The sequence below is a fragment of the Paenibacillus sp. FSL K6-1318 genome (assembly GCF_037976905.1).
GTDB lineage: Bacteria > Bacillota > Bacilli > Paenibacillales > Paenibacillaceae > Paenibacillus > Paenibacillus amylolyticus_A.
This window is the reverse complement of sequence record NZ_CP150270.1, coordinates 652979-660000: the sequence shown is the minus strand read 5'-3', so window position 1 is coordinate 660000 and position 7022 is coordinate 652979. Positions and strand designations below refer to the sequence as shown.

Below are 7022 nucleotides of genomic sequence, written 5' to 3'. Positions count from 1 at the left end.
TCGCTTTCAGTGTTTCCTCTTGTGTTTCTTTGGAAAAATCGTTAAACATGCCAAGTTGAGATTGATAACTCTCCAACTCAATAACTGGAAGTTTGCGCTCGATCGCTTTCTGGATGAAATACAGATCCACTCCTGCTGACGCTTCGTATCCTGCCGTTGCCGACTTCAAACTTGCAAGTGTACTCTCTACCACCCAAGGCTTAAATGCATCCAAAGCATTAGGCTCCAGACCATTCTTCTTCAAAACATCGCCCAGCTCAGTATACGTCTCACTGGAAATGTGGTCTTTCAGTGTTGTTCCATCCTGATACGAACCCAGACTCAGAACGAGCTTTTGCTGCTCTTCATCAGCGGCCTTGCTAATATCAATCTCTACACCGAGATAATCAGCTTCAGCAAAAGCTTCTTCAAACTCCGGACGCAGTGGGTAGAAGCTCTCATCAGCAATATGCATTGAGCCTACCAGATAGACCGTGTTGCCATTACTTTCAACTTCCCACATGAAGCCGCGTCCACCGGTTTGAGCAGTTTCGGTTGCTCCACCCTTGGATACCAACAGCACCGTGCGTGTTGCAGCATCCCAGCGAACTTCGTAACCTGCTGCATCACCAACGATGCGGATTGGAGCATACGTTACACCGTTGATTCGTGTAAGCTTGCTTTTGAGTGTAATCGTTTTGCCATTTACCACAGCTGTGATCGTATCATCTGTCGCAGTTGTTAGCTTCACGTCCATAGCATCCAGCGTAGTCCGCAGTGGAACCAATGTTGTACCTTTCTCCAGGATTGGTGCTCCTGTAGCATATTTCACAGCTTGATCATTAACCTTGACGGATGTTTCTTGTGGAGCAGCCATAGCTGGTACTGCAGATGCGAGCAAACCTACCGAGATGGTAAGAGATAAGAGCATGCGTTTCCAATTCTTCATATTATGTATTCTCCTTTAGTGAATATAGTTGTCAATCATTTTAATAGAATGGACATCCTTAGATACTACGGATAAAGGTGGGAATTGGTGCCACTCCGTTCCGAAGCAGCACTTCCCCTTAATTATTAATTATTAAACGGTATTCATCTTAGATCTTATAAGCTTTCATGGCCTTAAATAACTCTTTAAAGGTTGGGCGTTTACCGTACATCAGCACACCCGTGCGATAGATTTTGGCTGCAAGCCATCCGAAGATGATAATAGATACGATCAGAATCGCTAAGGACGTTAGAATCTCCCAAGTTGGCGCAACTCCTGCGCCGATCCGTACCAGAATCGCGGTCGGCGACGTGAATGGAATGAAGCTTGCGATTTTCAACAAGAGAATGTTCGGCGTAGAAATACTGAAAATCGCAATATAGAAGGAAACGAGCGACAACATCGTAATCGGCAGCACAGCCTGACCGAGTTCTTCAGTACGGCTTACCATTGAACCGATAGCAGCGAACAACACCGCATACAGGAAGTAACCCAGAATGTAGAATATTAGTCCGTACACAATAACCGCAATATTCACATCACTTACATTCATATTGAAATCACCTAATACTGCACGGTTATGCGGCAGCAAGATATTTCCGGCAACCACCGCTCCGAAGATCCCGATTTGCAGCATCCCCACCATGAAAATACCGATGATTTTACCAAACATCTGACTGAGCGGTGATACACTCGTAATCAGAATCTCCATAATGCGTGAGCTCTTCTCAGCTGTGATCTCAGAGGCAATCATGTTGCCTGTCATCATCGTGGAGGTAAACAGCAGGATGATCAGCAAGTACACCACAATATAGTTAATCGGGCTCATTGCACCTTCAGACTCAGTACCTGTTCCGCTCTCATCTGTACTCAAGCTTTGCTCGGTGAGCTTCACAGGTGTTGTAATCAGTTCCTTCTGCTCCGCTGTGAGTACATCCTTCACAACTACATCCAGCTTCACACTCTGCAACGCAGCTTCAATAGATGCAATGATCTGAGGTGATACGTCTTCTGCTGAATAGAGAATCGGCTGCGGGAACTCTTGCCCGGCAACGGCTTCAAACTTCAGATAGCCATCGGTAAGCCCTGCTTCCACATCTGCCGCAAGAGCAGCCTCATCTTTGTCGCCACTGGTGATAAATCGATAGGCCTGATCTCCTTGAGCCGCAGAGAAGCTCTCCAGTTTCTCAGAAACTTCAGGCTGCCCTGTACTCAGTAGCCCAATATTCACAGGATTACTGCTTGAAGCTCCGCCAATGGAACCCCCGTTGAATAAGGTAATGAAATATGGAACATTGAGGCCGATTGAAATTAAAAGTGCAAGCACAATGGTCGTCACCATGAATGATTTCGTTTTAACTTTGTTTTTAAATGTAAAACCCGTAATCGTTCCCATTTTATTCATTCGACTCACCTACCTCACGAATAAAGATTTGGTTAAGCGTTGGTTCCTTGAGTTCAAAGTGTTCCACTGTCGTCTGGGTCATAGCTGTTCTCAGAATCTCCTGAGCCGCTTCCACCTGACTAATATGTACCAGGTACCCGCGCTCATTCCGCTCAACTTTCTTCACACCAGACAATTGCTCGAGCCCTTCCACATTTCCAGTCGTACCTAGGAATACCTGTTCACGCGGATACCGGCTCTTGATCTCCTTGATCTCTCCTTGTACCACAGTGTTGGAACGATGCAGAATGGTGATCTGACGACACAACTCTTCAACGTGCTCCATACGGTGTGTTGAGAACAGAATGGCCGTGCCTTCGTCACGTAATTCCTTGACGGTGGACTTGAGTAATTCCACGTTCACAGGATCCAGTCCACTGAACGCTTCATCCAGAATGAGAATCTGCGGTCTATGCACTACAGCCGCGATAAAGCCCATTTTCTGCTGATTACCTTTGGATAACTCCTCAATCTTCTTATCGTAATACTCAGGTACCTCAAACCGATTCAGCCAGTACTTGAGACTCTGGTCTGCATCTTTGCCATTCATTCCACGAAGCCGTGCCAGGTAATTAATCTGTTCGCTGACTTTCACCTTCGGATACAATCCGCGCTCTTCCGGAAGATAACCCATAATCTGCTGTAGCTCCGTATTGTAAGGCTTGCCGTTGTACAGGATATTGCCTCCGTCAGGGTGAATCAGACCGAGCACCATACGCATTGTTGTTGTTTTACCTGCACCATTGGCTCCGAGCAGTCCGTAAATCTCCCCTTCTTTTACATTGAGCGTGACTCCATTAACGGCTGTTTTGTCTGCATATTGCTTGACGACTTGCTTCAATTCCAATCGGTTCATCATTTATCGTCTCCCTTCGGTTATTTCCACTGTACGGGTGCATACCCGGCAATCCAGAATGCCAGCACTTCATCCAATTCCAAATTACGGATTTTCAATACCCGGTTATTGGACAGCTCCAGCCTCTCCTGCGCTTCGCTGACCCGGGTTGTAATTACGCGAACCAGACCTCTCTCTTCCAAAGAAGATTCCACAACACCTGGGATACTTTCTGGCCTTAAATCTCCTTCATACCAGACTTCTTTCCATTGATCGAGCACCATATCTTTTTCGGCCATCCCCAGCGACTGACCTCGGTGCATCAATACGATGTAATCCGCAAGCCTTTTGACTTCATCCGCAATATGTGTGGCTATCAGAATCGTGGTGTCTCCCCCAGCCATGAAGGTACGGAACTGCTCAACCATCACTTTCCAGGCAAAGGGGTCCAGTCCTGATGACGGCTCATCCAAAAGTAATAATCTTGGGCGAGCTGCAATTGCAGCTGCAATCTCAAATTTTCGCCGTTCTCCCTTGGACATCTTGTTCAGCTTCACATCAACAGGGACTTCCATATCGTGAATCAGTTGGTCGAACAACTTCATATCCCAACGCGGGTACCAGTAGGACCGAAAATGGGCTGCTTCCTGTGCAGTTATCCGGTTCTCTTCCGAACCAGCGTTGTCAGCCACAAAACCGATCTGTTGTCTCAGTTCAACGGGGAGCGGCCCCTCATGTTCCTTCCCAAACCATATAATCTGTCCGGCATCTGGCAGCACTACTTGCTGCAGCATGTTAAGAAGTGTACTTTTACCTGAACCGTTATGACCGAGAATAGCGACTACATACCCTTCCGGGATAGAAAGATCAATCGGGCCAATAACTCTGCGTTTTCGCATTTTAGATACGCCGTTCAACTGGATTGCTATGGGTTCCATGTATGCATCACTCCCTTACTTCGCGTAAATAGTCTTCAGGACTTCCCGGAACAGGCTCTCCATCTCTTCTTCCGTGCACCCTACCGATTTCCCGGATTGCACCGCTGCCTGCATCGCTTCCTGTGCAGCCTTCAATCTATAATTTTCTCTGTCGCCGGCTTCTACCTGGGCCACAAATGTACCTGTCCCCTGCTTCGTACGAAGCAGGGCTTCATTCTCCAGATCCTGATAGACCCGTCTAACCGTAATGACACTGCAATTCAGCGCTCCGGCGAACTCACGAATGGACGGCAAATGTGTCCCCTCCCCCAACTGACCCGTAATAATTAACGATCTTAACTGATTTTCAATTTGGTGGTATAAAGGTTCAGCGCTATTTTCATTAATTTGAATGGGTATTTTCACATCTTGCACCTCGCCCTCCGGTACACTCCAGTCTGTTACCTGACCGTGCCGGTTTCATCCTGTATTCGTACATAAGCTCAACTCTCTTTTTAATTCAAATCCCGAAGAACCAACTTCTTCAGCGTCAAGCGACTAAACAGCCATAATCCAGCTACGCCAGCTATCAGAGCAATCCACATGATCGGGGAAAGCAACCCCCATGATTTACTTGCATCCATTACCATTCGCAATCCGTAACTGTCTGACATTCGAATCAGCAAGGATAGGCCAATCGCAATGGGTATAAAAAGCATACTAAGAACCAAGTATTTCTTCCCACTGTTCAGAAACTCTCCGTAAATATACAATCCTGTTACCACAAGTCCATAACCTGTACAAGTAAGGCTAAAGGCCAGATATTGATCCCATCGGAATCCTTCGGCATGAAGGTTAACTACATATAACGATCCGTAGAAAAAGATACCATTGTAAGCAAACGCCATCAGAGACTGCTGTAATCTGGACCACATCACCGCTTGTTCCGGGATGGGAATTCTGCGATAGTAGGCCAGCATCTGCGTATAAGAATCCTCCTGTATGTAACGGAAGGAGCGCCTGCAAAACATGAACCCTTGAAATGGCAACATGATCAAAAAGAAGGCATCCACTACAGGATTAATGAAATCTGTCTGTTGTTGTCCTAGTAACATCACACCGCTCATGCTGCCAGTGTATATCATGAATAATGCAGACCATAGCCATTGGAGCTTATCCTTATGCATCTGGCTGCGGGTCAACCACCACGCCTGCTTCCATTCGTTCATATGCACGCCTGCCTTTCACCTGTCATCAATCACTCATCTTGTTCACTGTGTTTACTGTATATATCAATATACACAGTATACAGACCCGATTCTCATCCCGTCAACCCCTAATTTTCCTGAATCAGGAAGATAGGATGGGACACCGTTCGAATTTACGTTAAAATAAAATATAGTAACGAATCAATGAAAGGAAGGTTACAGCTATGGATTGGCTGGTCGAGCTCGGGTTTGTTCTCCTTTTCCTTATCGTCGTCATCTGGTTGATCCTCCGGGATGAACCTCATCGTCATTCTGCTAAGAAAGGCAGACACCGCATCCGTCGTAACAATGGTTATACGGACTCTGCTTCGGGATATCCGGTTATTACAGGAGATGACTCCTATGATCGACATTCCAGACACACATCGGATCACAAACATCATGATTCGGATTCTTCATCAAGCACACATTCTCATCACAACAGCGATAGTGGTAGCAGCAATGACAGCGGTGGAGATAGCGGTGGCGGAGACAGTGGAGGTGGCGGGGATTAGACTTCATTCCGCAAATACAAAAGAAGGGCTGTACCCATTATTGTGTGAACACAATTCGGGTACAGCCCTTTGCCGTTCTCTAGCACCTGTTAGAAGAAGAGGTCTTACGATTAAACGAGGTTATACCCACTAGGCAGACTGCGGTTGCTACGGATCGCACGAATCTCGGCCAGAGTCAGCCGCTCATTCGTAGAGATCAGGGATTCCACGTCATTGCCACGGATCAGATCATCCAAATCTCTCAAGTTGGTGTTGCCTCGGAAGACACGGAATCCACCCTGAAAGTTAGGCCGCGTAAACACAACCAGTGTTGCATTGGAACTTGTTGAGAAAAAGCGCAGGCTCTCTACCCCGTCCAAAATATTGTCCAGGTTACGAAGACCTGTGTTGCCACGATAGATGCGGCTTCTCCCTCTGTAGTTCTCTTCTGAATACACGGTAAGACGCGGATACGTTTGACTGACGTTGACTGTTTTTTTCATTTTGTTTCCCCCTCTCGAACTCATTCTATGAATGAATGAGAGAGGAAGCGTGGACGAATCGTCTGCTAGATTCGTCCATTTTCATATTTTCAGAAGGACATAGTGACGCATGCCCGAGTAGCCGGATGTTATCCCTCTACTTTTATACGCCGAGGATAGCTTCCCATACCGGACGTGTATGACCACCAGGATATAATAGATACAACAGGACATATACGATAACACCTGTCAGTGCTGAGCCAAACCAGATCATGGACGTGAACTTGCCCCAGCGGCGATGCGTTCCGAACTTCTTTTTGAATCCCAGCACCAGTGTGGAGATGCCGAATACCGCAGCCACGGTAGCCAGGATAATATGAAAGATCAGAAATATCCGGTAAAAGATCTCCAAATCCGGGTCCCCGCCCCAAGCCGTATTGCCCACGAACACCGTTCGGGACATATAGATCACAAAGAAGATCAGAGCCGCAATCGCTCCCGCTACCATAGCGGTCTGGTGTGCCTCACGTTTGCCTCGAATAATCAGTGCCCATCCGATCCCCACCAATACTGCACTAATCACAATGAAAGAAGTACTGATCGTGGGTAGCAAAAAATACATATCCATCGTGTGTT

The 7022-nt window shown here is 46.8% G+C and carries 9 protein-coding genes (1 of these 9 cut by a window edge); 1 reads left to right on the top strand and 8 read right to left on the bottom strand.

From position 1 onward, the window contains the following. The 6 genes from NYE45_RS03070 to NYE45_RS03045 all read right to left on the bottom strand — a co-directional run. Positions 1-928: the 5' portion of a TraB/GumN family protein gene (locus NYE45_RS03070; protein WP_340015529.1), read on the bottom strand. 293 nt of this gene lie to the left of the window's left edge; the window shows 928 of its 1221 coding nt (coding positions 1-928); its start codon is at positions 926-928; its stop codon lies beyond the left edge, outside the window. 148 nt (positions 929-1076) lie between these two features. Then, entirely contained in the window at positions 1077-2372 is a 1296-nt protein-coding gene (locus NYE45_RS03065) for an ABC transporter permease (protein ID WP_340015527.1), read from the bottom strand. After that, positions 2365-3267, bottom strand: coding sequence for an ATP-binding cassette domain-containing protein (locus NYE45_RS03060; protein WP_339170314.1), 903 nt, complete (start codon positions 3265-3267; stop codon positions 2365-2367). The genes NYE45_RS03065 and NYE45_RS03060 overlap by 8 nt, the downstream gene beginning before the upstream one ends. Before the next feature lie 20 nt (positions 3268-3287). Further along, positions 3288-4184 carry an ATP-binding cassette domain-containing protein gene (locus tag NYE45_RS03055; protein ID WP_340015526.1) on the bottom strand — a complete coding sequence of 299 codons (897 nt, stop codon included), beginning with the start codon at positions 4182-4184 and terminating at the stop codon, positions 3288-3290. Between the two features lie 15 nt (positions 4185-4199). After that, positions 4200-4589 carry a GntR family transcriptional regulator gene (locus NYE45_RS03050; RefSeq protein ID WP_340015525.1) on the bottom strand — a complete coding sequence of 130 codons (390 nt, stop codon included), beginning with the start codon at positions 4587-4589 and terminating at the stop codon, positions 4200-4202. Positions 4590-4678: 89 nt separating this feature from the next. After that, positions 4679-5392: a hypothetical protein gene (locus NYE45_RS03045; RefSeq protein WP_076332753.1), complete on the bottom strand. Its 714-nt coding sequence runs from the start codon at positions 5390-5392 to the stop codon at positions 4679-4681. 203 nt (positions 5393-5595) lie between these two features. On the opposite strand from NYE45_RS03045, the gene NYE45_RS03040 reads away from it, so the two are divergent. Then, positions 5596-5925, top strand: a complete 330-nt coding sequence (locus NYE45_RS03040; RefSeq protein ID WP_169480734.1) for a hypothetical protein — start codon at positions 5596-5598, stop codon at positions 5923-5925. A gap of 110 nt (positions 5926-6035) precedes the next feature. Here NYE45_RS03040 and NYE45_RS03035 read toward each other — a convergent pair whose 3' ends face one another. Together NYE45_RS03035 and NYE45_RS03030 are read right to left on the bottom strand one after the other, a co-directional pair. Further along, complete coding sequence (locus NYE45_RS03035) at positions 6036-6407, bottom strand: hypothetical protein (protein ID WP_062837340.1); 372 nt, start codon at positions 6405-6407, stop codon at positions 6036-6038. A 142-nt stretch (positions 6408-6549) separates the two neighbouring features. Then, positions 6550-7014, bottom strand: coding sequence for a DUF420 domain-containing protein (locus NYE45_RS03030; protein ID WP_062837339.1), 465 nt, complete (start codon positions 7012-7014; stop codon positions 6550-6552). Between the last annotated feature and the right edge of the window lie 8 nt (positions 7015-7022).